The sequence below is a fragment of the Sphingomonas sp. Leaf32 genome, from assembly GCF_001421765.1.
Taxonomy (GTDB): domain Bacteria; phylum Pseudomonadota; class Alphaproteobacteria; order Sphingomonadales; family Sphingomonadaceae; genus Sphingomonas.
Genome location: NZ_LMLA01000010.1, coordinates 157636 through 181401, shown reverse-complemented (window position 1 = coordinate 181401; position 23766 = coordinate 157636). Strand labels below are relative to the sequence as shown.

Sequence of the window (23766 nt, the reverse complement as noted above, 5' to 3'; positions counted from 1 at the left end):
GATTTGCGACAGGGATCGATCAATACGACACCGTAATGATTATTTGCAACATCTTGGGAACCAACTTGGATTCATCGCGTTTTGGCGCGCTATTCGCAATGTAATCATTTCGTTAAGCATTCTGCTGTCATATTGGCCCCGGGCACCAGTGTAGCGGTGCGTAGGGGAATACCGATGGTGGAAGACTCGTCGAGCATCGACGACAGCGACGTGATGACGATCCACGCGGAACCGGAGGCGCGATCGACGCCGACCGATCGGCGCCGGCTCGAAACCCATGGCGTCCTCGGTGCCGCAGTCCTGCTGGCAGCATGTGATTCGGGCGGCGGCAGCGGTAGCGGCGGTGGCCTCGTATCGGTTCCCGCCCCTGCACCGACGCCGACCCCCACGCCCAGCCCCACCCCGACCGTCGCCGTTCTGAACGCGCAAGGGGCGAGCCGTTTTCTGGCGCAGGCCACGATGGGCGCCAACCGCACCGCGATCGACGCCGTACTCAATACGGGCATCGCCGGCTGGATCGACGCGCAGTTCGCCCGCCCCCGCGACACGAGCCATTGGGACTGGCTGGTGTCGAAAAATTACAACGACGCCACGAACAACAACAATATCAACGGCCAGAACGGCTATGACCCCAGCGTCTGGCGGCAGGCGATCGCCGGTGGCGATACACTGCGTCAGCGGGTCGCGCTGGCGCTGCTCGACTTCCTCGTCATCGGCATCAACGGCATCAACCTGTCGTGGCGCGCCTTTGCGATGGCGGCGTATAACGACCTGCTGCTCGACCATGCGTTCGGCAATTATCGCGACCTGATGGGCGCGATGACCCGCAACGCGGCGATGGGATCGTTCCTGAGCTTCATCGGCAGCCGCAAGGCCAATGCCTCGACCGGGCAGATGCCGGACGAGAATTACGCCCGCGAACTGATGCAGCTCTTCACGCTCGGCGTCTATCAGCTCGAACAGGATGGCACGGTGCGCACGTCGAACGGTGTGCCGCTGGAAACCTATACCCAGGACGACGTGTCGCAACTGGCCCGCGTATTTACCGGGTTCAATCTGGCGAACAACGACAACACCACGCCCGACCGGATGCGGCTGCCGCTGGTCATCACCGCGTCGGCCAACGAAACCGGATCGGCCAGCTTCCTGGGCGGCACGGTATCGGGCGGCGGGTTCGCGGCGGTCGACGGCGCGCTCGACATCCTGTTCCGCCATCCCAACGTCGCGCCGTTCGTGTCGAAGCAGCTGATCCAGCGGATGGTGACCTCCAATCCCAGCCGCGCCTATGTCGGCCGCGTCGCCGCCGCCTTCGCCAATAACGGCAGTGGCGTGCGCGGCGACATGAAGGCGGTGATCCGCGCGATCCTGCTCGATCCCGAAGCCCGTGACGGAGCGGCGGCACTGGCCAGCACGACCGCCGGGCGGTTGCGCGATCCGGTGCAGCGGCTGACCAACTGGGCGCGCGCCTTCGGCGTGACGTCGCCCAGCGACGCGTGGGCGATCGGCGACACGACCAACACGACCCAGCGCCTGGGCCAGTCGATCGGCCGCGCGCCCAGCGTCTTTGGCTTCCTGCGGCCGGGCTATGCCCCGCCCGGTACGGCGATGGCGCAGGCGGGGATGACCGCGCCCGAGTTCCAGATCGCCAGCGAACAGACCAACATCGCCTATGTGAACTACATGCAGTCGCTGGTCGGCGGCGGCACCGGCGACGTGAAGGCCGATTATGCGCCGATGATGGAACTGGCATCGGACAGCAAAAAGCTGGTCGACGAGGTCAACCTGATCCTGGCGGCCGGACAGTTGCGCAGCGCCACGGTGACCGCGATCCGCGCCGCCGTCGACAGCATCCCGCTGACCGCGACCAACGCCACCTTGAACCGCACGGGGATCGCGATCCTGCTGACCCTCGCCTCGCCCGACTATCTGGTGCTGAAATGAACGCTCCGACGATCCTGCGCGACGCATCCCGCCGTGCCTTTCTGCAACGCACCGCCGCGCTGGGCGTCGCGGGCGTCGCCGCGCCCTTCGCCACGACATTGGGTGCGATCGGCGAAGCGGCGGCGGCCACCGCCACCGATTACAAGGCACTGGTGTGCGTGTTCCTGCAGGGCGGGAACGATCACTACAACACGCTGGTCCCCTATGACCCGGCGTCGCACGCGCTGTACGCCGCCGCGCGTGGCACGCTGGCGCTGGGACGCGACGCGTTGCAGGCAACCGCGCTGACCGGCGCGGATCTCGGCGGGCGGGCCTATGCCATGGCCCCGGTGATGGCCCCGCTCAACCCGCTGTTCGATGCCGGCCGTTTGGCCGTCGCGCTGAATGTCGGCACGCTGATCCAGCCGACGACGCGCACGCAATATCTGAACAAGTCGGTGCGCCTGCCTCCGAAGCTGTTCAGCCACAACGATCAGCAAAGCTTTTTCCAGGCATCCAGCCCCGAAGGCGCGGTGTCGGGCTGGGGCGGGCGGATCGGCGACCTGTATCAGGCGGGCAACGGGTCGGCGATGATGACCTGCATCAACGCGACGGGCAACGCGGTCTTCCTGACCGGGCGGCAGGCGATCCAGTATAATGTCGGCACCGGCGGGCCGGTGTCGCTGCTGCGCGGGGCGACATCGCTCTACGGGTCCAGCGCCGCGGCGGCGGCGCTGCGCCAGATGATGACCGAAACCAACCCGCATATGTTCGCGACCGAATATGCGCGGGTGAACAAGCGGGCGATGGACACGCAGGCGCAGCTCGCCAATCTGCTGGCCGGTGCGCCCGAATCGCAGTTCACCCTGTTCCCCACCGGCAATCCGCTGGCCGACCAGCTGCGCATGGTCGCGCGGATGATCGCCATTTCTGCCGAGCTGGGCGTCAAGCGGCAGGTATTCTTCGTGTCGACCGGCAGCTTCGACCTGCACGACAATCTGGCGACGATCCAGCCGACCCTGCTCGGCCGCCTAGCCACCGCGATGCGGGCATTCCATGACACCACCGCCGCGCTGGGCGTGGCGGACAAGGTGACGACCTTCACCGGTTCCGATTTCGGCCGGACGCTGGCGTCGAACGGCAATGGCGTCGATCATGGCTGGGGATCGATGCATTTTGTCATGGGCGGCGCGGTAAAGGGCAAGCGCTTCTACGGCACGCCCCCGGCGATCGGCCACAACACCAGCGACGATGTGGGCCAGGGGCGGCTGATCCCGACCATGTCGGTCGACCAATATTCGTCAACCATGGCGCGCTGGTTCGGGGTGTCGGACGGCGACCTGACGACGGTGCTGCCCAATATCGGCAATTACGACAAAGCCACCTGGTCGCAGGGCTTCGTCTGAGGTCAAGGGGGGGAAGCGGGAGCCATCCCGCGCTTCTGCCCGCTTCGTCACCCCGGACTGGTTCCGGGGTGACGAAAGGATAGCCCCTCTCGCTCGAGAGCGATACCGGGAATGGCGCAAGGTCGATCGGCCCTAGCTACGCCCGATCCGCATCGCCATGCCCGCCACCACCGGCCCGCCGACACACAGTAACAGGCTGGTCGCGGCCAGCAGCTTCACCGCCCCGGCCCCGCCGTCCAGCCCCCCCGCCCCGAAGATCACCAGCGGCAGCGCCATCGGCAGCATCACCAGCCCCGCCACCGCCCCGCCGCCGCGCAGGCCGGCGGTGAGCGCCGCCGTCGCGACTCCCAACGCCGCCAGCCCCGGCGTACCGAGCAGCAGCCCGATCTCCAGCGCGATCAGCGTCGCCCCGTCCATCCCGAGCAACGCCGCCGACAGCGCGCCCGCGACCATGACGGCAGGCGCGAACCCCAGCCAGTGGCCGATGGTCTTGGCCGCCGCGATGCTCGCCTCGCTCCATCCGCGTAAGCTCAGCTGATCGATCACCCCTGCCTCCATATCGGGCGCGATCAGCCGGTCGAGCGGCAGCAGCGCCGCCAGCAGCGCCGCCGCCCACGCCACCCCGCCGCCGATCCGCGCCAGCAGCGCCGCATCGGGACCGATCGCAAAGGGAAACAGCGTTGCGACCAGCAGGAAGAAGGCGATCGGCAGCAGCAGCCCGCCGCCGGTCCACGCGATGCGCAGTTCCCGGGCGATCAGCGCGATCATAGCGCCACGATCTTTGCGGCCGGCAACGCCACGGCCACATGGCTGGCAACCAGCACCGCGCCGCCGCCGCCGCGATGGGCGGCGATCGCCGACTCCAGCCGGTCGAGCGAGGCAGCGTCCAGCCCGTTGGCGGGTTCGTCGACCAGCCAGAGCGGCGCGCCGCTGGCGATCACGCGGGCGATGGCGGCGCGGCGCTTCTGACCGGTCGACAACATCCTGACCGGCACATCGGCCAGCGTTTCGATCGCCATCGCCGTCAGCGCCGCCGGCAACCGGTCGCGCGCGCCGTCCAGCCCCGCCCAGAAATCGAGCGCCGCGCCCAGCGTCGCCGATGTGTCCAGCGCCGCCGCCTCGGCCAGCAGCGCGACCGCGCCGTTGCGCGTGACGCTGCCGGCGGCGGGCGGCAACAGACCCGCCGCGATCCGCACCAGGGTCGATTTACCGACGCCGTTCGGCCCCTGCACCCACAATGCCTCGCCCGCACCCAGATCGAACGACAGGTCGCGGAACAGCACCCGCCCCCCCCGCGCGCCCGTCACTTCGGCGAAGGACAGGATCAATCGGCGTCTTCCAGCGCGTGCATGTCGTCGTCGGACAGGCCGAAATGATGGCCCACCTCATGCACCACGACATGGCGGATCAGGTCGCCCAGATCGACGCCGGTCTCGCACCATTCGGCCAATAGCGGTTGCCGGTACAGATGGATGCGGTCGGGCAGGCGCATCCCGTCGAACGCCGATTTCTCACCCACCGGGCTGCCATGGTACAGGCCGGTCAGCTCGTACGGCTCCATCTCCATCGCCGCCAATGTCTCGTCATCGGCGAACTCCTCGACCAGCAGCACGATGTCGGACAGGTGGCCGGCAAAGGGTTCGGGAATGCGCGCCAGCGCGGCGCGGGCCAGCGCTTCGATCTCTTGGGCACTCGGGGCGTTTCGCGCTTGATCGGACATCCGCCAAGCAATAGGCCTTCGCCATCGAGAGACAAGGGAGGGACGATGGAACCGCTGAGCCAGGCAGAGCGCGTCGACGCGCTGGACGGCCTGCCCGACTGGGATCACGACCCCAGCCGCGACGCCATCGTTCGCAGCTTCACCTTCGACAATTTCAGCCAGGCGTTCGCGTTCATGACGCAGGTCGCGTTGCTGGCGGAGAAGGCCGACCATCATCCCGAATGGTCGAACGTCTACAATCGGGTCGACATATTGCTAACCACCCACGACGCGGGCGGGCTGTCCGACCGCGACATCGACATGGCGCAGGCGATCGACGCGCTGGTGGAATAGACGGGATTCGTCATTCCCGCGCAGGCGGCGATGACGACGCAGTGACGCGTTACCGCCGCCGCATCTGCTGCCTGAGCTTACCCGGCATCCAGCGCGCGGCGAAGCGCATCCGCTTCGCGGTCGGGCCGACCGGTGTGTGGATCGCGTCGCCCTGCACCGCCTCCCACGCCGCCTGCGCCACGACCTCCACGGCCGTGAACTCGAGGCCGGCGGCGCGGACCTGTTGCCGGACATTGTAATTGGTGCCCGCCAGCGACGCGTCGAGCAACGGCGTGTTGATGAAGCCGGGCATCAGCGAGCGCACGCGAATGCCGTCCGCCGCCCATTCGCCGTCCAGCGCTTCGGTCAACCCGCGTACCCCGAACTTGGTCGCGGAATAGACCGCCGCGCCCGCCGTGCCATAGATACCGGCGGCCGATGCGGTATTGAGCAGGCACCCCCCGCTGGCCTTGAGATAGCGGTGTGCCGCGTGCGCGCCATGGATCACACCGGTCAGGTTGACCGCGATGGTCCGCTCGATCGCGTCCACCGTCATCTGCGCAAAGATGCCGCCCGAAGCGATACCGGCATTGTTGAACACCACGTCGATCCCGCCGCCGCCGGCAAAGGTCGCCAGCGGGCCGTCCCACGCCGCGCGGTCGGTTACGTCGAACATGAACGTCGCAGCCCCGTCCGGCAGCAACGCTGCCGTTTCTGCCAGCCCGGCGGCGTTCACGTCGGCCAGACCGATGCGCCAGCCCCGGCCCGCGAAGAATTGCGCCACCGCGCGCCCGATGCCCGACCCGCCGCCGGTGATGAAGATCGCTTTCGTCATGGCCGCACCATCGGGCAGGATCGCGCGCAACGCCAGCGTCGTTACGCCGCCATCGCCTCCAGCACTTCGCCGACCTTCGCCAGTCGCGCCTCGGCATCGTCGATCCGCGCGGGCATGATCCAGCGGCCGTTCTTCTCGGTCAGCCCTTGGGGCGCGTGCCCGCGATGCTGCGGGGTCAGTGCGATGGCGGCGGGGCCGGCGTCTACCTTCGTCACGCCCGCGCCGCGCGCCAGCAACCGGACGCGGGCGAGTTCGATCAGCAGACGCGCCTCGTCAGGCAGCGCGCCGAACCGGTCTTCCAGTTCCTCTTCGAACGCGTCCAGCGCGCCTTCCGCCTCGATCCGTGCCAGCCGGCCATAGAGCATCAGCCGCACTTCGGCCTCGGGTATCCAGCGTTCGGGCAGGCAGCCGGCGATGCCGACATGGAGTTCGGGCGTCACCCGGTCGACGCTCTCGCCACGTTCGGCCCGCAGCGCGCGGCCGAGCAGATATTGGTAGAGGTCGATGCCGATCAGCTTCATGTGCCCGGCCTGCGCCTCGCCCACCAGATCGCCCGCGCCGCGCAGGTCGAGGTCGCGCGCGCTGATCGCAAAGCCCGCGCCCAGCCGGTCGAACGCCTGCAAGGTGCGCAACCGCTTCAACGTCGCTTCGGCGATCGACCGGTCGGGATCGGTCAGCAGCAATATCTGTCCGCGCCGCCCGCCGCGCCCGACGCGGCCGCGCAACTGGTGCAGCTGCGACAGACCGAAGCGGTCGGCATGGTGAACGATCATCGTATTGGCGCGCGGCACATCCAGCCCGGCCTCGATGATGTTGGTCGCCAGCAGCACGTCGCCCTCGCCCGCCGCGAAGCCGACCATCGCCGCGTCGATCTCCGCCGCCGGCATCTTGCCATGCGCGACCACCAGGTCGAGTTCGGGGGTGAGCTTGCGCAGCCGCGCCTCCAGCGGAGCGATGTCCTCGATCCGGGGAACGACGACGAAGCTCTGCCCGCCACGGCTGCGTTCGCGCAGCAAGGCGGTCCGAACCGTCACCTCGTCGAAATCCATCACGGCGGTACGGATCGGCTGGCGGCGTGCCGGCGGGGTGGCGAGGACCGAGAGTTGCTGCAACCCGATCAACGCACTTTGCAGCGTGCGCGGGATCGGCGTCGCCGACAGCGTCATCACATGATCGGCGAGGTCACGCAGCCGGGCCTTGTCCTTCGCGCCGAACCGCTGTTCCTCGTCGATCACCACCAGCGCGAGGTCGTGATAGCTGACGCCCTTGCCCGCCACCGCCTGGGTGCCCACGACCACACCGATCGATCCGTCGGCGAGGCCGGCCTTCACCCGCTTCTTCTCGGTCGCGTCGGACAGGCGCGACAGGCCGGCGACCTCGATCCCCGTGCCTTCGAAGCGGCGGCGGAACGTCTCGACATGCTGGCGGACCAGCACCGTCGTCGGCGCAGCGATCGCGACCTGCCGCCCGGACAGCGCGGCGATGGCGGCGGCGCGCAACGCCACCTCGGTCTTGCCATAGCCGACATCGCCGATCACCAGCCGGTCCATGGGCTTGCCCGCCGCCAGATCGGCGCGGGCAGCGGCGATGGCGCGCGCCTGATCGGGGGTTTCGGTAAAGGGAAAGCCGGCGGCGAAGCGTTCATAGGCGGCGATGTCGACCTCGATCGGGTCGACCCGCAGCTTGTCCCGTTCGGCGGCGATGGCCGCCAGTTCGCGCGCGCTGTCGGCGATGGCCGCGTCGATCGCGCCGCGCCGCCTCTGCCAGCTCGCCCCGTCCAGCGCGTCGAGCGTCACCGCATCGCCGTCCGCGCCGTAGCGCCAGATGCGGTCGGCCTCCATCACCGGCACCAGCCGCCGTGCCCCCTTGGCATAGGTCAGCACGATGGCGTCGCCCGCCGCCTCGCCCGGCAGCGATTCCAGCCCGGCGATGCAGCCGATGCCGAAATCCTCATGCACGATCACGTCGCCGATGCGCAGCTCGCCCGCTTCGGCGAAGAGCGGATTGGCGCTGGCCGCCGCCAGTTCGTCGCCCCGCGCCCGGCCGCCGAGCAGGTCGCCGCCGGTCACCACCGTCACGCCGTCCGTCACGAATCCGCGGTCGAGCGGTGCGGTCAACAGCATCGCCGTACCCGGCTTCGCGCACGCCGCCTCTTCCCACGACCCGATCGTCACCGGTTCGGTGCGGGCGAGTTTTGCCAGCTTGTTGCGCAGGAAGCGCAGATCGCGCGGGCTGCCGGCCAGCACCAGCCGCTGGTCTGCCAACACCTCGCGCGCGAACGTGCCGAACGCGCGGGCCGGGGCGCGGCCGGTAACGAAACGGGGCGGTTCGGTCACGTCGCCGGGAAGCGCGATCCGCTCGCGCCCGGCCAGCAGGTCGCCCCAGGCAGCGGCATCCACCAGCGCCGCCGCATCGCGCCGCCGACGACGGGTCGCGTCCTGCGCCAGATCGAGGAAGCGGTCGCGCCGCCGCCCGGCATCGCCGTCCATCGCCACCGCCGCATCGGGCAGATGGTCGAGCAATGCGACGCCCCGGTCCGACACCGGCTCGGCCGCGCGACCGATCGTCACGTCGGACAGGTCGGCAGTGCCACGCTGCGTCACCGGATCATAGCTGCGGATCGACGCGATGCGATCGTCCTCGACCGTGACCCGGATCGGCTGTTCGGCATCGGCGGGAAAGATGTCGACCACGCTGCCGCGCACCGCGACCTCGCCCGGCTCATCGACGCGGTCGTCACGGACATAGCCCAGCGTCTCCGCCCGATCGGCGAGGTCGGTCAGGTCGATGGCGTCGCCTACCCGCAGCACCGGTGGTGCCGCATCGAAATCGCCCGGCGGCGCGATGCGCAGCGCGGTCGCCTCGGGCGTGGTGATGCAGGCGACCGGGTGTCCTTCGCCATGGGCGATGCGCAACCGCCTGAGCGCCGCGACCCGCGCGCCGGCATTGCCGGGGGAAGCGGGCGCGTCGTCGCCGGGCAACGCGTCGCTGGCGGGCAGATGCACCACCGTCGCCTGTGGTGCAAAGGCTGCCATCACCTCCGCCAGCGCAGCAGCGCGCATCTCGTCCGACGCGATGAACAGGAGCGATCGCGTCTTGACCTCGCCAGCCAGCACGGCGGCCAGGGGACCGACCGCGATCCGTGCCTCCCCCGGTTCGGAGCGATCGGGGACGGAGGCGTTCGACATGGCGGAGTTCCCGGCAAGGCCCTGAAAACAGGGGCGTGGAATCTGCAAACGAAGCGCGACGCGCGGACGTTCCCGGGGTTATCGATGAACGGCAAATTGCCTGTTGCGCTTCCTATCGCGCTGCTATGACGGGCCGACAGCCGGCCCGCCCGGCGCCATGGAGACGATAATGTCCTCGATCCTGCTGCGTTTCGCCGCCGCATTCACGTTGATGACCGCAGCCCCCGTCTGGGCACAGACCGCACCCAAGCCAGCCGCCCCGGCCGACCTGCCCGCGGGCGAGGCCGATCCCGCCTTGTGGGTGGTCAAGGACAAGGACACGACCATCTATCTGTTCGGGACGATCCACGTCCTGAAGCCCGGCCTGTCGTGGTTCGACGAAGCAGTCCGTACCGCGTTCGACAAATCGAACGAGGTCGTGCTGGAAATCCCGATGCCGACGCCGGAACAGGCGCAGGCGGCGGTGATGAAGTCGGCGGTGAACGTCACCGGCCCGAAGCTCAGCGACAAGCTGCCCGCCGCCGAACGCCCCGCCTATGCCAAGGCGGTGGCCGATGCCGGGCTGCCGGCCGGCGCGCTGGAACAGCTCGACCCGTGGTTCGCCGCATCGACGCTCACGCTGTTGACGCTGCAGAAGCAGGGTTATGACCCCGCCAGCGGCGCAGAACAGGCGATTTCGCAGGCGGCCAAGGCGGCGGGCAAGCCGCTCACCGGCCTCGAAACGCTGGAACAGCAGTTCGGCTTCTTCGATTCGCTGTCGGACGCGGCGCAGGTCACCTTCCTGACCGAAACGATCAAGGAACTGCCGACCGCCGGCGAATCGATCGACAAGATGGTCGACCAGTGGCGGCGCGGCGACCCGGACGCGCTGGCGGCGACGATGAACGAAGAGATGACCGTCTCGCCCGAACTCAAGCGCGTGCTGCTGACCGACCGCAACGCCCGCTGGGCCAAGTGGATCGAGGATCGAATGAAGCGCCCGGGCACCGTCTTCGTCGCGGTGGGCGCCGGCCATCTGGCGGGCAGCGGCAGCGTGCAGGACGCGCTCAAGCGCTACAAGCTGCGCGCGACGCGGGTAAAGTATTGAGGGTACGGCGGGCGGCCGACGCCACACCCCGCCACAAACATCATCCCAGCGCAGGCTGGGATCTCTCGGTGAGAGCACCGGGCAAGAGCCGCGAGAGACCCCAGCCTGCGCTGGGGTGACGTAATTGGCTGGGCTGGTTGGCAACCAAGCCACCTTTCCTCGCCGTCACCCGGGCCTTGAGCCGGGGTCCCGCTTCTTCGTACGCCCGGCAAGAAAGCGCGACCCAGGATCAATTCCGGGGGTCCCGAACAGCAAAAAGAAACGGCCGGCGGATCGCTCCGCCGGCCGTGAGTCATTTCAAACGATAGCGACCCGGAAGGTGGTCGCCACCGGCGATATAATCAGGCGTTGCAGGTCTGCGCAGCCTTGCCCGGCTGGGTCAGGGTGACGGTCTTGGGGCTGCCGGTCAGGCTGTAGCCACCTTCGGCGGTCAGCGGCTTGCCCTTTTCGGCGGCCTTCAGGCGGACGGGGATCGCGTCCTGCTTCGCGCGGAAATTGGCCTGGGTGTCGCCTTCGAAGAAGTCGATATAGACGAGGCTGTTGTCCTTGCAGCGGAACGTGACGCTCGCCTTGACGGGCGGCGGCAGTTCGACCGGCGCGCGGTTGGCGAGCTGCGACGCCAGCGGATCGGGCGCGCGGGTGTCGAGCTGTTCCGGCTGCTGCTGACCGCAGGCCGAAAGGGCGAAGGCCGCGGCAGTGGCGGCGAGGAGAAGGGGGTGCTTCATAGGAAGTCGTTCGCAAACGCAACCCGTTCCGTCAAGGCGCGTTGTGCGCCGCGCAACATCGTTGCGGCAGTGCAGCCGATACCGCTACCGCGTCGAAAAGGTGAAGCACATCGTGCTTTCCCAACGCTGACCGGGGTCCAGCCGGGCGGTGGGAAAGTCGCTACGGTTGGGCGTATCGGGCCATGCCTGCGGCTCCAGGCAGACGGCATCGCCCTGCCGATACAGTCGCCCGCCCTTGCCCGCCTGCGCCCCGTTCAGGAAATTGCCGGCATAGAGCTGTAATCCGGGCGCGGTCACCGACAGCGCCATCACCCGCCCCGATGCGGTATCGCTGAGCACCGCCGCCAGACGCAGCACGCCCGGCTCCCCGCGCACAATGAAGTTGTGGTCGTACCCGCGCCCGATCGCGATCTGCTCGTCCCGCCCGTCGCGCACCCGCGCGCCGATCGCATGGGGCTGGCGGAAATCGAACGGCGTGCCGGCCACCGCGCGCCGCTCCCCCGTCGGGATCGAGCTCGCGTCTACGGCCAGGAAGGCGTCGGCTTCGATGGTCAGCAGGTGGCGCATCGCCTCCCCCTGCCCGCCGAGGTCGAAGAACGCATGGTTGGTCAGGTTGACGACCGTCGGCGCGTCGGTGTTCGCGGCATAGGCGATGGTCAGCGCATCGGGCGTCAGCGTATAGGTCGCGCTGGCGTGCAGCGTGCCGGGATAGCCGGCATCGCCATCCGGGCTGGTCAACGTCAGGCAGACCCACGCCGCATCTGCGTCCTGCCCGACCTCCGCGACATCCCATAGTCGCTGGTCGAACCCGTCCGACCCGCCGTGCAGATGGTTGGGCGCGTTGTTGGTTTCGAGGGCGTAGGTGTTGCCATCGAGGCTGAAACGCCCGCCCGCGATCCGGTTGGCATAGCGCCCGACCGTCACCCCGAACCATGACGGCCGGTCGCGATAGGATTGCACATCGTCGAAGCCCAGCACGACATCAGCGACCACGCCCTCCCGGTCGGGCACGCACAGCGACTGAAGCGTCGCACCCAGCGGCAGGATGCGCGCGAAGAGCGGCCCGGCGGTCAGTTCGATCGCCTGGGCGGGCTGGCCGTCGAGGGTGCCGAAAGGGATTCGCTCCGCTCGGGTCATGCAATCTCTCCACTATTTCCCGTCATTCCCGCGCAGGCGGGAATCCATTACCGCCACCGTCGCAACTCTTGCATGGCGACAGCGTGTATGGATTCCCGCCTTCGCGGGAATGACGGGTGGCTTACTTCGTCTGCGGCCGCCCCGCGAGCGGCACCGTCACCGCCCGCCCGTCATAGATGAACGCCGTCGCCTTGTTATCGGCAAAGTCCGGCGCGACCGCCTTGCCCGGCGTGTGGAACCGCACCGACATTGCCCGCTGGGCGACCATGCCGGGGAAGCTGCCCTGCCGTGCGCCGATGTTCAACGTCTTCGTCGCTTCGTTCCAGGTCACCGGGATCTGCGCCGACTGGCCCTTGCGATAGCCTTCGGACAGGCCGTCATCCTCGAACAGCGTGTAGGCGCCGTCCTTGCCGGTGAAGACGTGCAGCACATACGGTCCGTCGGGCTGTTCGGCGGTCGACTGCACCGCCGCCCCGGTCGGCACGATCGATCCGGCCCGAACATAGAGCGGCATGGTGGCGAGCGGGGCGGCGGCGGTGATCGTCCGCCCACCCTTCTGATACGCACCGGTGGCGAAGTCGTACCAGTCGGCCCCGGCGGGGAGGTACACCTGCCGGCTGCGCGCGCCGAATTGGGTGACCGGCGCGACCAGGAACGCGGAGCCGAACATATACTGATCGTCGATTCCCCACGTCTTGCGATCGGCGGCGAAGTCCATCACCAGCCCGCGCATCATCGTCCCGTCGCGGTGCCAGTTCTCGGCCGCCAGCGAGAGGATGTACGGCAGCAGGCGGTAGCGCAGCCGGTCGTAATTACCGAGCGCCTGGTACAGCGCCGGATCGCTGGCGCCCAGTTCGTAGATTTCGCGGAACGGCGTCTCGCCATGGCTGCGGAACAGCGGGCTGAACGCGCCGAACTGGAACCAGCGCAGGTTCAGTTCCTTCCATTCGGCCAGATGCGCCGGGTCCTTCTTGCTGTAGCGATCCTCGACCGCGAAGCCGCCGATATCGTGCGTCCAGTTCGGGATGCCCGACATCGACAGGTTGACGCCCGCCGAAATCTGGTCGCGCAGATCGTCCCAGCGCGACGCGACGTCACCCGACCAGAGCGCGGCACTCGCGCGCTGGATACCGCCATAGCCCGAGCGGGTCAGGATGAACGGGCGCACATCGGGCTTGGCGACGCGCAGGCCATCAGCCACGCCCTCGGCATGGACCAAAGGATAGCTGTTGAAGAACTCTTCCGCCGGTCCCTGCGCCGTCGGACCCATCCGGTCCTTGCGCTCCTCGATCGACAGGTTCGAATGGATGTCCGGCTCGGTCGCGTCCATCCACCACGCGTCGAAGCCCTTGTCGACCAACGCCTCCTTCATCTGCCGGAAATAGATCGCGCGCGCTTCCGGGGCATAGGGGTCGTAATCGGTGTTGAGATAGCCCTTGCCGACCCAGTCGCGTTCCTTCGCGATCAGATTGCCCTGATAGAGATAGCCCTTGGCGGCCAGTTCCTGCGCGTTCTTCGTGTTCGGATAGAATTTCGGCCATACCGAAATCATGATCCGCGCGTCGTTCGCGTGGATTTCGTCGACCATCTGCTGCGGCTTGGGGAAGCGCTTGGGGTCGAAGCAATGGCAGCCCCACTGGTCCTCGGGCCAGTAGAACCAGTCCTGCACGATATTGTCGATCGGCAACTGCCGCTTGCGATATTCGCGCACCACCCCCAGCAGCTCGTCCTGCGTGTTGTAGCGCTGGCGGCTCTGCCAGAAACCATAGGCCCAGCGCGGCATCAGCGCCGCCTTGCCGGTCAGCGAACGATAGCCGGCGATGACGCCGTCCATGTCCTTGCCGCCGACATAATAATAATCGAGCGCATGGGCGACATCCGACGACCACCACAGCGAATGGCGGTCGGCGGTCGGTAACGGGTCGTTCTGGAACAGCGCGATATAGCCGGCATTCGGCTCCCACTCGATCCGCACTTCCGCCGCCTTGCCGGCGGTCATCGGCAGGTCGAAATTGTGGAACCATGGGTTCCAGTTCTGCCGCCAGCGGTTCAGCACCTCTTTCCCGTCGACGAACACCTTTACGTAGCTCGACGAATAGAGGCGGAATTTCTGCACGCCGGTGACCGACGGCATGACCGTGCCGGTCCACACGACCTTCTGCGTCTGCACCGCGTTGCCGGCGGTGTTCTGCCCCGTGGTCGCCGCGACCGTCTGCGCCTTGGCCGCCGCCGGCCAGTTCGCCTGATCCTTGATGAACTGATAGTTGATCGTCGGCTCGGTCCGGGTCACCGCCAGCCGGTCGCCCAGATAATATCGCGCCTGCCAGCCTGGCTTGCCGCCCGACATCACCTTCATCCCGTCGCCGACCAGCTTGTACGCCTGCGGATTACCGAAGCGGGTGATGCCGTTATTGTCCCACAACACCCCGTAATTCTTCGTCGACACGACGAAGGGGATGCCGATATCCATATTATGCTGGGCGAGTTCGACGTCCTCGCCATTATAGTTCATCTGCCGGTTCTGATGCTGGCCGAGACCGTAAAAGCCCTCGTCCGTGCCGCGATTGAATTGCTGGCGGATGGCAACGAACTTCTCGCCGCCCGCCGTCACGGGCACGAAGCCCGCGCGCGGCGCCTCCTCCAGCGTCAGCTTGCCCGCCGCATCGCGAAAACGCACCTGCCCGTCGTCGAGGTCGATCTCGGCCGATCCGCCCGCCGCCTTCACCACCACGACCCCGCGCGCTTGGCTGACGGTGAAGTCGCCCGCCGGCTTCGCCGTCACCATCAGGCTGTCGGGCGTGTCGAGCGTTGCGTCCGGCACCGCCGTCACGCGGAACCGGTCAGGGCCATAGACCAGCACCCGTACCCGCTTGGCCGGGCCGGCATCGGGGGTGACGACCACGCCGCCCGGCACCTTCGCCACATCGGCGGCAAGCGCCGGCAGCGAGGCCGACAGGGCGAGCGACAACAAGGTCCAGCGAAGCGTCTTCATCAGCGGTACGTTCCCATGGTCACGCGCAGCAGCATCGGCTCTGCGGTGAAGTTCAATCCATAATCGGTCTGGTCGCCGTTCATCACCCGGCGGGCGCGGAAGCTGCCGTCATCGGCCAGCGTCCCTTCCTCGACCTTGATGTGCATCGCGGTCTCGCCCCGCGCCTTGTCGGCGACGTCGAACGACACGCGCACATCGGTGCCGGTCACCAGGAACTGATCGGGCGCCAGTTGCAACACGGCCGCCCCGCCGACCGGCTGGGTGGCGGTCGCGGGCGGTTCGGCCTTCAGCCACGGCGAATCCATCGATCCGAACTGCCATTCGCCATATTTGGCCGACACGCGCCACCGGCCCATGACCTTCACCTGTTCGGTGTCCGGCGCGCCCTTGGCCGTGCCCCAGCCGGGATGCGCCAGCGACAGCGTGGCCCAGCCGCGCGCCATCGGTTTCAGGAAGCGGTATTTGCTCGCGAACGCCTCGACCGTCGCATCGTCCAGCGCCTTCGCGCCCAGCGGGTAGTTGTAATAGCCGGTGGCATCCATGCCGAACGGCGCCCAGCCGATGCCGCCACGCCCGATCGTCGGCCACAGGAAACGCGCGAAATCGGCCGCGTTGCCGGTTTCGGGCACCATTAGCGCGTTGTCGGGCCGTGCATAATGGTCGAGGAACTTCAGGTAATCCTTGGCATCGCGGGTATAGAGATCGGGCGCGAGCACATCGATGTTCGGCGCCGCCGCCTTCCACACGTCGATCACCTGCCAGTCGGGACCGCCGCTGGCGCCGCCCGACTTGCCCGGCGGCGCGAACGCCCCGCCGACCGCCGCGTTGACGTACATCGGCAGCTTCCACACCGCCTTCCCCGCCGCCGCGATCCGGTCGATATAGCGCGCAACATACCATGCGTTGAACGCCGGTTCGGCATTGTCGCCATAGACCGCCGTCCAGTTGCCGCGCTTGCCGGTCTGCTTCGCCAGTTCGGGCGGCACAGCGGCCGCGAACAGGCGATTGGCCTCGGGCGAATAGTCGCGCGCCTGCTGGTACACGCCGGTTTCGTTCTCCGGCTGGACCATGATGACGCTGTGGTCGGGGTCATGGTCCTTCAGGTAGCGCATCAGCGCGACGAACGCCTTCTTGTCCGCCTCAAACGTCGCCTCGCCGTGCGGCGACAGCGCATAATGCGTCTTGCCGTCCTTGGTCCGCATCCGGGGAAACCGGGCATTGTCGGTCTTGACCCAGGCGGGGACATAGCCGGGCGAGGTATTCTTCCACGTGCCGAACCACAGCAGCACCAGCTTCACGCCATGCGCCCGCGCCTGCGGCAGCAACGCATCGAGATAGCTGAAATCGAATCTGCCCTCGACCGGTTCGATCTGTTCCCACGCGACCGGGATTTCCAGCGTGTTGGCGTGCAGCCGTTCGACCATCGGCCAGACCTTGGGCAGCATGTCGGGATAGTTGCTGGAATTATTGGCCTGCACGCCCAGCATCAGGAACGGCGCGCCATCGACCATCAACGCGTGACGGCCATCCTTGCGGACCAGATAGGGTGCATCACCCGGCTTCGCGATCGCCGCCGTGCCGGCGACCATCGCCCATGCCGCCCCCGCCATCGCCCATTTGCGCCACGCCGCCATATCGCCCTCTCCCGCATCATCCCGGTCGCCGTTCGTGGTTTCGGTCAGCCCGTACCCGACAGCGTTGTCACGCCTCTTTACGCACGATATCTATGTCATACAATTGGTTCTTAGCGCTAACATGGCGCGATGCGGACCGGAATGCCCGGCCGCCCCCCTTGGGAGAGGATAGTCCATGGAACGACGCCGATTCCTGCGCGGCACCGCCGCCCTTGCCGCCGCCGGGCCGGTCGCGGCGCGCGGCGCGCCGATCGCGCCCAACTGGTCGTCGCTGGCCGATGGCTATGCCGTGCCCGACTGGTTTCGCGATGCGAAGTTCGGCATCTGGGCGCATTGGGGGCCGCAATGCGTGCCCGAAGCCGGCGACTGGTATGCGCGGCAGATCTACGAACAGGGGCACGAACCCTATGACCTGCACCTCCGGCGCTATGGCCATCCCGCCGATACCGGCTTTCTGGACATTATCGGCCAGTGGCGCGCCGAACGCTGGGACCCGGCGGCGCTGGTCAGGCGCTACAAGGCGGCAGGCGCGCGCTATTTCGTCGGCATGGCGTGCCACCACGACAATTTCGACCTGTTCGACGGCCCGCACCCGTGGAACAGCACCCGCGTCGGCCCGAAGCGCGACATCATCGCCGGATGGCGCGACGCCACGCGGGCGGAAGGGCTGCGCTTCGGCGTCAGCAACCATGCGAGCCATGCGTGGCACTGGTATCAGGTCGCGTACAACTATGATCCCGAGGGGCCTCGCGCCGGACAGCGTTACGACGCGGCGCGGCTGACCAGGGCGGATGGCCGGGGCAAATGGTGGGACGGCCTCGACCCGCAGGAACTGTACACCGGCGAGACGCTGGCCGCGCCCGACGGCTTCACGACGAAGGCGCAGATGGATGCTTGGGCCGCGGCGACCAGCGGGCGGTGGATGGAATTCGCGCCTGCCGCCAATCCGCGCTTCGTGACCAGCTGGCTGGCGCGGCAAAAGGCGCTGGTCGAGCGCTACGACCCCGATCTCGTCTATCTCGACGATTTCGGCGTGCCGTTCGGCCCGGTGGGGTTGGAGGCGCTCGCCCATTTCTACAACCATGCGGCGGCACGCACCGGGCGCGCCGACGTGGTGCTGACCGCCAAGCAGTTGAGCGCGTTCCAGCGGCAGGCGCTGGTCGAGGATATCGAGCGCGGTTTTTCCGACCGGCTGCGCGCCGAACCGTGGCAGACCTGCACCTGCATCGGCGAATGGCATTACAACCGACGGCGATTCGAGGAGAAATCCTATGTCCCGGCGCGCGCCGTGTTGCAGCGGCTGGCCGACACCGTGTCGAAGAACGGCAACCTGCTGCTGTCGGTGCCGGTGCGCGGCGACGGATCGATCGACAGCGAGGAGGAACGGATCGTCGACCAGATCGGCGCATGGCTGCGCGTCAACGGATCGGCGATCTATGGCACGCGGCCGTGGCGGATGTTCGGCGAAGGACCGACCGACCTGGCCGGCGGCATGTTCAACGAAGGGCAGGTCGACAAGCTTGGCGCGCGCGACGTGCGCTTCACGACGGGCGGCGGCGCGCTCAACGCGATCTTCCTCGGCTGGCCCGATGCGCCGGTCACGATCGCGGCGCTGGGGAACGGCGCGGGCGGACGGATCGAGCGGGCGACGCTGCTGGGCGGCGGCAAGGTCGCGATGCAGCGGACGGCCGAGGGGCTGACCCTCACCCTGCCGCCCGCGCCCGCCGGTGGGATGCTGCCGGTGGTCAGGCTGGAGGGGCCGGGGCTGGTGTAACGCCAGCCCCCCCTCCCCGCCACAAACGTCATCCCAGCGTAGGCTGGGATCTCCCGGTAACGAAGCGCGCGCCTCGCCGCAGGAGACCCCAGCCTGCGCTGGGGTGACGTGGGAGGATTGCAGGAATCACGCGCGATCCCAGCCGTACCCCCGCCTGCGCGGGGATACGCCGTCACCGTGCCAGCAGCACCCGCGCCTGCCCCGCAATCTGCGCCAGCATCGCCGCGCCCGCCACCGGCGCCTGCCGCGCGCGGTGGACCAGCGCCGCGAACTGCGCCACGCGGTCACGGTTGGCGTCCAGCCATTTCTCGACCGCCGCCTGCGGGTCCTTGCCGGCATTGCGGTTCAGGAACTCGAAGCGCAGCTGCTGGAAATCGCGCGCGAGGCCGGCGATCAGCAGCCGTTCCCACGGATCGCCGGTCTGGATACGCGCCGCCACCGCCTGCGCCCAGTCCAGCCCCAGCGCGAAGCCGAGATGGGTGAACGCCAGCGTCAGCTTCGTCTCGTCCAGCTTCAGGCGACGGCCAAGATCGGCGAGGCCGACCGCGCCGTCCAGCTCGAACAGCCGCACGACCTGTCCGGCAAGCTCCTGCGGCGCGCCGGCATCCTGCAACACGCCCGCGATCCGGTCGCGCTGTTGTGCCGCCTCGGCGCGGAGCAGCGAGCTGGTCTGCCCGGCAAGGCTCGCCACACCCTTCTGCAGATGCGCGACGGCATGGGCCGGCAGGGTGCCCGCCGGGAAGGCGCGCAGCAAATCGGCGATCTGCGAGCGCACGCCCACCGCCACTTCGTCGAGCAACGCGATGCGCGCGCGTTCCGAAATATCGGCGCCCTCGATCCGGTCGTACAACGCATCGATGTCGAACAGCCGCTCGGCCGCGACGAACATCGCCGCGATATCGGCCAGCGCCTCGCCCTCTTCCTCCGCCAGTTCGAAGACGTGGAGCACGCCCAGCCGGTTGACGATGCGGTTCGCCAGCTTCGTCGCGACGATCTCGCCGCGCAGGCGATGGTCGAGGATCGCCTGTTTGTGGCTCTCCTGCATCTCCTTGGGGAACGCCGCCAATAGATCGCCCGCCATGTCGGGGTCGGTCGCGATGGGGGCGTGTTCGATCGCTTCCTGCAACGCCAGCTTCACGCTCGCCAGCAGCACCGCCAGTTCGGGACGCGTCAGCCCCCGCCCGTCCTGCGCGCGGCGGACATAATCGTCATTGGCGCTCAGCCCCTCGACCACCCGGTCCAGCTTGCCGGCAGCCTCCAGCATCTCGATCACGCGGACATAGCTCGGCACCGCGACCGGTCCGTCATTCTCCATCACCGATAGCGCCAGCGTCTGCAGCCGGTTATCCTCCAGCACCAGATGCGCGACATCGTCGGTCATCCGCGCCAGCAGCGCGTTGCGGTCGTCCTGCGCCAGCCGCCCCTCGATCACCTCGCGATTGAGCGCAATCTTGATGTTCACCTCGTTGTCCGAACAATCGACGCCCGCCGAATTGTCGATGAAGTCGGTGTTGATCCGCCCGCCCTGCGCGCTGAACGCAATGCGCGCGGCCTGCGTCACGCCCAGGTTCGCGCCCTCGCCGATCGCCTTGGCGCGCAGCGTCTGGGCGTCGACGCGGATACGATCGTTGGCCGGATCGCCGACATCGAGATGGCTTTCGCTACGGTCCTTCACATAGGTGCCGATGCCGCCGAACCAGATCAGGTCGACCGGCGCGCGCAGGATCGCGGAGATGAGCACGGTCGGCTCCATCTCGGTCTCGACCACGCCCAGCATCGCGCGGACCGGTTCGCTCAAGGGGATCGTCTTCGCGGTGCGCGGGAACACGCCGCCGCCGGCCGAAATCAGCGTCGGGTCGTAATCGGCCCAGCTCGAACGCGGCAGCTGGAACAGCCGGTCGCGCTCGACCCAGCTCGCCGCCGCGTCGGGCGCGGGGTCGAGGAAGATGTGGCGATGGTCGAACGCCGCCTTCAATCGGATCGCCCTGGACAGCAGCATCCCGTTGCCGAACACGTCGCCCGACATGTCGCCGCACCCGACCACGTCGATCGCATGCGTCTGCACATCGACGCCCAGTTCGAGGAAGTGGCGCTGGACCGAAATCCACGCGCCCTTGGCGGTGATGCCCATCGCCTTGTGGTCGTATCCGACGCTGCCGCCGGATGCGAACGCATCGCCCAGCCAGAACTTGCGCTCCAGCGCCAGCGCGTTGGCGACGTCGCTGAACGTCGCGGTGCCCTTGTCGGCGGCGACCACGAAATACGGGTCCTCGCCATCATGGATCACGACGCTGGCAGGATGGACGACCTTGCCGTCGACGATATTGTCGGTGATCGACAGCAGCGAGCGGATGAAGATGCGGTAGCTCTCCGTCCCCTCGGCGATCCACGCATCGCGGTTCGACGGCGCGGGCAGTTGCTTGGGATAGAAACCGCCCTTCGCCCCGGTCGGGACGATCACGGCATTCTTGACGCGCTGCGCCTTCATCAGCCCCAGGATTTCGGTACGGAAATCGTCGCGCCGGTCGGACCAGCGCAGGCCGCCGCGCGCCACGGGACCTGCGCGCAGGTGGATACCCTCGACCCGGGGGCTGTACACGAACACCTCGCGCCACGGCAGCGGCTTGGGGAGGCCCGGCACCTTGGCGCTGTCCATCTTGAACGCCAGCGCTTCCTGCGCGGCGGGCGCAAAGGCGTTGGTGCGCAGCGTGGCGGCAACGACCCCGCGATAGCTGCGCAGGATGCGGTCGTCGTCGATCGCCGACACCGCGTCGAGTCCGCCCTCGATCGCGGCATCGGCGGCGGCGATCCCGCCCGCGCGGTCGCCCCGCGCCGGATCATGCGCGGCGTCGAACCGCTCGATCAGCGCGGTGGCGACACCGGGCGCACGGCGCAGCGCATCGACCACCGTCGCCAGGCTGTAGCTCAGCCCCGTCTGGCGCAGATAGCGGAACCATGCGCGCAGCAGCACGACGGCGGCGGGCGCGATGCCGGCCTCGACGGTCAGGCGATTGAACGCATCGTTTTCGGCACGGTTTTCCAGCACCGCCTCGATCGCACGTTCGACGGTGGCCACGTCGAACTTCGGCGCGGCGCCCGATGCCACCGCGACCTCGAAATCATGGATGAAGCTCTTTTCGTCATCCTCCAGCCGGGTCGGCAGTTCCTCGACCACGCGGAACCCGAAATGCTCGAACACCGGCACCGCGTCCGACAGCGCCAGCGCGCCGCCGCGACGATAGACCTTGATCCGCATCCGGTCGCCGCCTTCGGACACGATCCGCACCGACCGCGACGTGGCGTCGGTCAGCGCCGCCACCCGCACGATGTCGCGCGCCGCTTCTTCCGGCAGGTTCGAATTGCGATAATTGGCGGGAAAGGCATTGGCGAAGCGCAGCGCCATGCGCGTCGCCCCCTCCGGCACCATTTCCGCCAGCGCACCTTCGACCGCCGGGCGCCAGCCGCGCACCATGCGTTCGATCCGCCGGTCGAGATCGGCGGTATCGGGCATCCGCCCGTCCTGGCGCAGATCGAGGACGTAGCGGATCAGCGCCGCCTCGCCATCCTCCATCGCGATCGACCAGTTCAGGATCGACGCATTGGCCGCCTGTGCCAGCATGTCGCCGATCGACAGGCGGCGCTGCGTCGTCACATCGTCGCGGCCCAGCCACACGAACGCGAACAGGTGCCGGCCCAGCGCCGATTTGATGAGCACCAGCCGCGATCGCGGGCGATCCGCCACCGACATGGCGGTCAGCGCCAGCTGTTCGAGCGATTCGGGGGTGAACGCGGTGGTCAGGTCGTGGGGCAGCGTCGAAATGGCGTGGTTCAGCGCCTTGCCCGCATGGCCCGACGGGTCGAAGCCGAACTTGGCACGCAGTTCGGCGAGGTTGCGGCGCAGGACCGGCACCTCGGCCGGGTCCGCCTGCAACGCGGCACTGGTCCACAGCCCGCCATGGATCGACACGCCCGTGACCTGATCGCCGTCGCGGATCGGCACCAGCACCAGGTCGATCGGCGCACGGCGATGCACCGTCGCAATGCAGTTGGACTTCAGCAGCAGCGGCTGGACATTGCCGGCATCGAACCATTCGATCGCGCGCTGGCGCGACGCATCGGCCAGCAGCGGCACCTCCAGCCGTGCGCGCGACAGGCCCAGCCGCTCGCCGACCACGCCGTCGCGCGACCAGCGTTCATGCGCCAGTTGCGTCAGGTTGCCGCCGACGAACCAGCTCAGCAGCGCCGCATCCTCGGCAGTGGCGGCATCGGCGGTCAGCCGCGCGGCATCGGCCTGCATCGCCGCCTGCATCGCGCGCCAGTCGGCGACGGCGGCGCGGACATGCTCCAGATTGCGCTCGACCTCGGCGACCAGCGCGTGGCGGACGCGCGCTTCGGCCCGCTCCATCTCGATATAGATCATCGATTCGCGGCGGCCTTCGCCGGCAAGCCCCGTCAGCGTGCCGGCCGCGTCGCGGGTCACCGCGATCACCGGATGCAGGATGCGGTCGATCGCGATGTCGTGCGCGACGATGGTGCTGGCGATCGAATCGACCAGGAACGGCATGTCGTCGTTGATGACCGCCAGCCGCATCCGCCGCTGCTCGCCCCGGCTCAGCGTTTCCAGCGCGACGCTGACCGTGCCGGGCGACCGGTGCGCGGCGGTCGCCGCCACGAACTGCGCGGCGTCGGCGCGGGCCGCGGCGTCCAGACCTTCGATTTCACCGGGAAGGGCGCTGTCGACCAGCAGCGTTTCCAGGGGGCGGGCGAGCTTGCTTTGCGGAGTCATGCGGGGGCTATGCGCCGCCTCGCCGACAGGCTCAACCCTTGTGGCAGTTGCGAACAAAATGTCGCAGTGCGGTAATTATATTACAAGAAGGCTGATGATGTTCGGGTCGGCGGAGACTGTCTGGGAATGTTCGGGAAGAGGAGTTTGACGACCGCACCCGCCTTGCAAAGACCCTTACGGATTGTCGAAACCCAGGGCCGATCGACATTCAATGTGCCCGTGCGCGGTGTTCGTGCGAGGCGAAGATAGA

At 68.1% G+C, this 23766-nt stretch carries 15 protein-coding genes; 5 read left to right on the top strand and 10 right to left on the bottom strand.

The window, feature by feature from the left end:
* The first annotated feature begins 174 nt into the window (after window positions 1-174).
* Together ASE83_RS14625 and ASE83_RS14620 are read left to right on the top strand one after the other, a co-directional pair.
* Window positions 175-1941, top strand: coding sequence for a DUF1800 domain-containing protein (locus ASE83_RS14625; protein ID WP_156353207.1), 1767 nt, complete (start codon window positions 175-177; stop codon window positions 1939-1941).
* Complete coding sequence (locus ASE83_RS14620; RefSeq protein ID WP_055791712.1) at window positions 1938-3326, top strand: DUF1501 domain-containing protein; 1389 nt, start codon at window positions 1938-1940, stop codon at window positions 3324-3326. Before ASE83_RS14625 ends, ASE83_RS14620 begins: the two co-directional genes overlap by 4 nt.
* Window positions 3327-3458: 132 nt before the next feature.
* Here ASE83_RS14620 and ASE83_RS14615 read toward each other — a convergent pair whose 3' ends face one another.
* Genes ASE83_RS14615 through ASE83_RS14605 form a run of 3 tightly spaced genes read right to left on the bottom strand, consistent with a single transcriptional unit; the run spans window position 3459 to window position 5046 of the window.
* A complete protein-coding gene (locus ASE83_RS14615; protein ID WP_055791709.1) occupies window positions 3459-4094 on the bottom strand; it encodes a heme exporter protein CcmB in 636 nt (211 codons plus the stop codon).
* Window positions 4091-4654, bottom strand: coding sequence for a heme ABC exporter ATP-binding protein CcmA (gene ccmA, locus ASE83_RS14610; protein ID WP_055791706.1), 564 nt, complete (start codon window positions 4652-4654; stop codon window positions 4091-4093). The genes ASE83_RS14615 and ccmA overlap by 4 nt, the downstream gene beginning before the upstream one ends.
* Window positions 4651-5046: a metallopeptidase family protein gene (locus ASE83_RS14605; protein WP_055791703.1), complete on the bottom strand. Its 396-nt coding sequence runs from the start codon at window positions 5044-5046 to the stop codon at window positions 4651-4653. Before ASE83_RS14605 ends, ccmA begins: the two co-directional genes overlap by 4 nt.
* A gap of 45 nt (window positions 5047-5091) precedes the next feature.
* Here ASE83_RS14605 and ASE83_RS14600 point away from each other — a divergent pair, with 45 nt between their 5' ends.
* Window positions 5092-5379 carry a 4a-hydroxytetrahydrobiopterin dehydratase gene (locus ASE83_RS14600; protein WP_055791700.1) on the top strand — a complete coding sequence of 96 codons (288 nt, stop codon included), beginning with the start codon at window positions 5092-5094 and terminating at the stop codon, window positions 5377-5379.
* A gap of 49 nt (window positions 5380-5428) precedes the next feature.
* On the opposite strand, the gene ASE83_RS14595 is transcribed toward ASE83_RS14600, so the two are convergent.
* Both ASE83_RS14595 and ASE83_RS14590 read right to left on the bottom strand, forming a co-directional pair.
* Window positions 5429-6193 (bottom strand): SDR family oxidoreductase, encoded by a 765-nt coding sequence (locus ASE83_RS14595; RefSeq protein ID WP_055791892.1) that lies wholly within the window; start codon window positions 6191-6193, stop codon window positions 5429-5431.
* A gap of 41 nt (window positions 6194-6234) precedes the next feature.
* Complete coding sequence (locus ASE83_RS14590; RefSeq protein ID WP_156353205.1) at window positions 6235-9381, bottom strand: helicase-related protein; 3147 nt, start codon at window positions 9379-9381, stop codon at window positions 6235-6237.
* A gap of 169 nt (window positions 9382-9550) precedes the next feature.
* Between ASE83_RS14590 and ASE83_RS14585 the strand changes: the two genes are divergently transcribed.
* Window positions 9551-10468, top strand: a complete 918-nt coding sequence (locus ASE83_RS14585; RefSeq protein ID WP_156353203.1) for a TraB/GumN family protein — start codon at window positions 9551-9553, stop codon at window positions 10466-10468.
* A gap of 341 nt (window positions 10469-10809) precedes the next feature.
* Here ASE83_RS14585 and ASE83_RS14580 read toward each other — a convergent pair whose 3' ends face one another.
* The 4 genes from ASE83_RS14580 to ASE83_RS14565 form a co-directional block, all read right to left on the bottom strand.
* Window positions 10810-11193: a hypothetical protein gene (locus tag ASE83_RS14580; RefSeq protein WP_055791694.1), complete on the bottom strand. Its 384-nt coding sequence runs from the start codon at window positions 11191-11193 to the stop codon at window positions 10810-10812.
* Between the two features lie 84 nt (window positions 11194-11277).
* Entirely contained in the window at window positions 11278-12330 is a 1053-nt protein-coding gene (locus tag ASE83_RS14575) for an aldose epimerase family protein (protein WP_055791691.1), read from the bottom strand.
* Window positions 12331-12451: 121 nt separating this feature from the next.
* Entirely contained in the window at window positions 12452-15322 is a 2871-nt protein-coding gene (locus ASE83_RS14570) for a glycoside hydrolase family 31 protein (RefSeq protein WP_055791688.1), read from the bottom strand.
* Window positions 15322-16956 carry a DUF5597 domain-containing protein gene (locus ASE83_RS14565; RefSeq protein ID WP_055791685.1) on the bottom strand — a complete coding sequence of 545 codons (1635 nt, stop codon included), beginning with the start codon at window positions 16954-16956 and terminating at the stop codon, window positions 15322-15324. Before ASE83_RS14565 ends, ASE83_RS14570 begins: the two co-directional genes overlap by 1 nt.
* Window positions 16957-17131: 175 nt before the next feature.
* Here ASE83_RS14565 and ASE83_RS14560 point away from each other — a divergent pair, with 175 nt between their 5' ends.
* Complete coding sequence (locus ASE83_RS14560; RefSeq protein ID WP_055791683.1) at window positions 17132-18730, top strand: alpha-L-fucosidase; 1599 nt, start codon at window positions 17132-17134, stop codon at window positions 18728-18730.
* A gap of 172 nt (window positions 18731-18902) precedes the next feature.
* Here the strand turns inward: ASE83_RS14560 and ASE83_RS14555 are convergent, their stop codons facing one another.
* Window positions 18903-23516, bottom strand: coding sequence for an NAD-glutamate dehydrogenase domain-containing protein (locus tag ASE83_RS14555; protein ID WP_055791680.1), 4614 nt, complete (start codon window positions 23514-23516; stop codon window positions 18903-18905).
* Between the last annotated feature and the right edge of the window lie 250 nt (window positions 23517-23766).

Bases quoted from the DNA above. Each gene is read 5' to 3' on its own strand.
- ASE83_RS14625 (WP_156353207.1), top strand. From the start codon at position 175: ATGGTGGAAGACTCGTCGAGCATCGACGACAGCGACGTGATGACGATC.
- ASE83_RS14620 (WP_055791712.1), top strand. From the start codon at position 1,938: ATGAACGCTCCGACGATCCTGCGCGACGCATCCCGCCGTGCCTTTCTG.
- ASE83_RS14615 (WP_055791709.1), bottom strand. From the start codon at position 4,094: ATGATCGCGCTGATCGCCCGGGAACTGCGCATCGCGTGGACCGGCGGC.
- ASE83_RS14605 (WP_055791703.1), bottom strand. From the start codon at position 5,046: ATGTCCGATCAAGCGCGAAACGCCCCGAGTGCCCAAGAGATCGAAGCG.
- ASE83_RS14600 (WP_055791700.1), top strand. From the start codon at position 5,092: ATGGAACCGCTGAGCCAGGCAGAGCGCGTCGACGCGCTGGACGGCCTG.
- ASE83_RS14595 (WP_055791892.1), bottom strand. From the start codon at position 6,193: ATGACGAAAGCGATCTTCATCACCGGCGGCGGGTCGGGCATCGGGCGC.
- ASE83_RS14590 (WP_156353205.1), bottom strand. From the start codon at position 9,381: ATGTCGAACGCCTCCGTCCCCGATCGCTCCGAACCGGGGGAGGCACGG.
- ASE83_RS14585 (WP_156353203.1), top strand. From the start codon at position 9,551: ATGTCCTCGATCCTGCTGCGTTTCGCCGCCGCATTCACGTTGATGACC.
- ASE83_RS14580 (WP_055791694.1), bottom strand. From the start codon at position 11,193: ATGAAGCACCCCCTTCTCCTCGCCGCCACTGCCGCGGCCTTCGCCCTT.
- ASE83_RS14575 (WP_055791691.1), bottom strand. From the start codon at position 12,330: ATGACCCGAGCGGAGCGAATCCCTTTCGGCACCCTCGACGGCCAGCCC.
- ASE83_RS14570 (WP_055791688.1), bottom strand. From the start codon at position 15,322: ATGAAGACGCTTCGCTGGACCTTGTTGTCGCTCGCCCTGTCGGCCTCG.
- ASE83_RS14565 (WP_055791685.1), bottom strand. From the start codon at position 16,956: ATGGCGGCGTGGCGCAAATGGGCGATGGCGGGGGCGGCATGGGCGATG.
- ASE83_RS14560 (WP_055791683.1), top strand. From the start codon at position 17,132: ATGGAACGACGCCGATTCCTGCGCGGCACCGCCGCCCTTGCCGCCGCC.
- ASE83_RS14555 (WP_055791680.1), bottom strand. From the start codon at position 23,516: ATGACTCCGCAAAGCAAGCTCGCCCGCCCCCTGGAAACGCTGCTGGTC.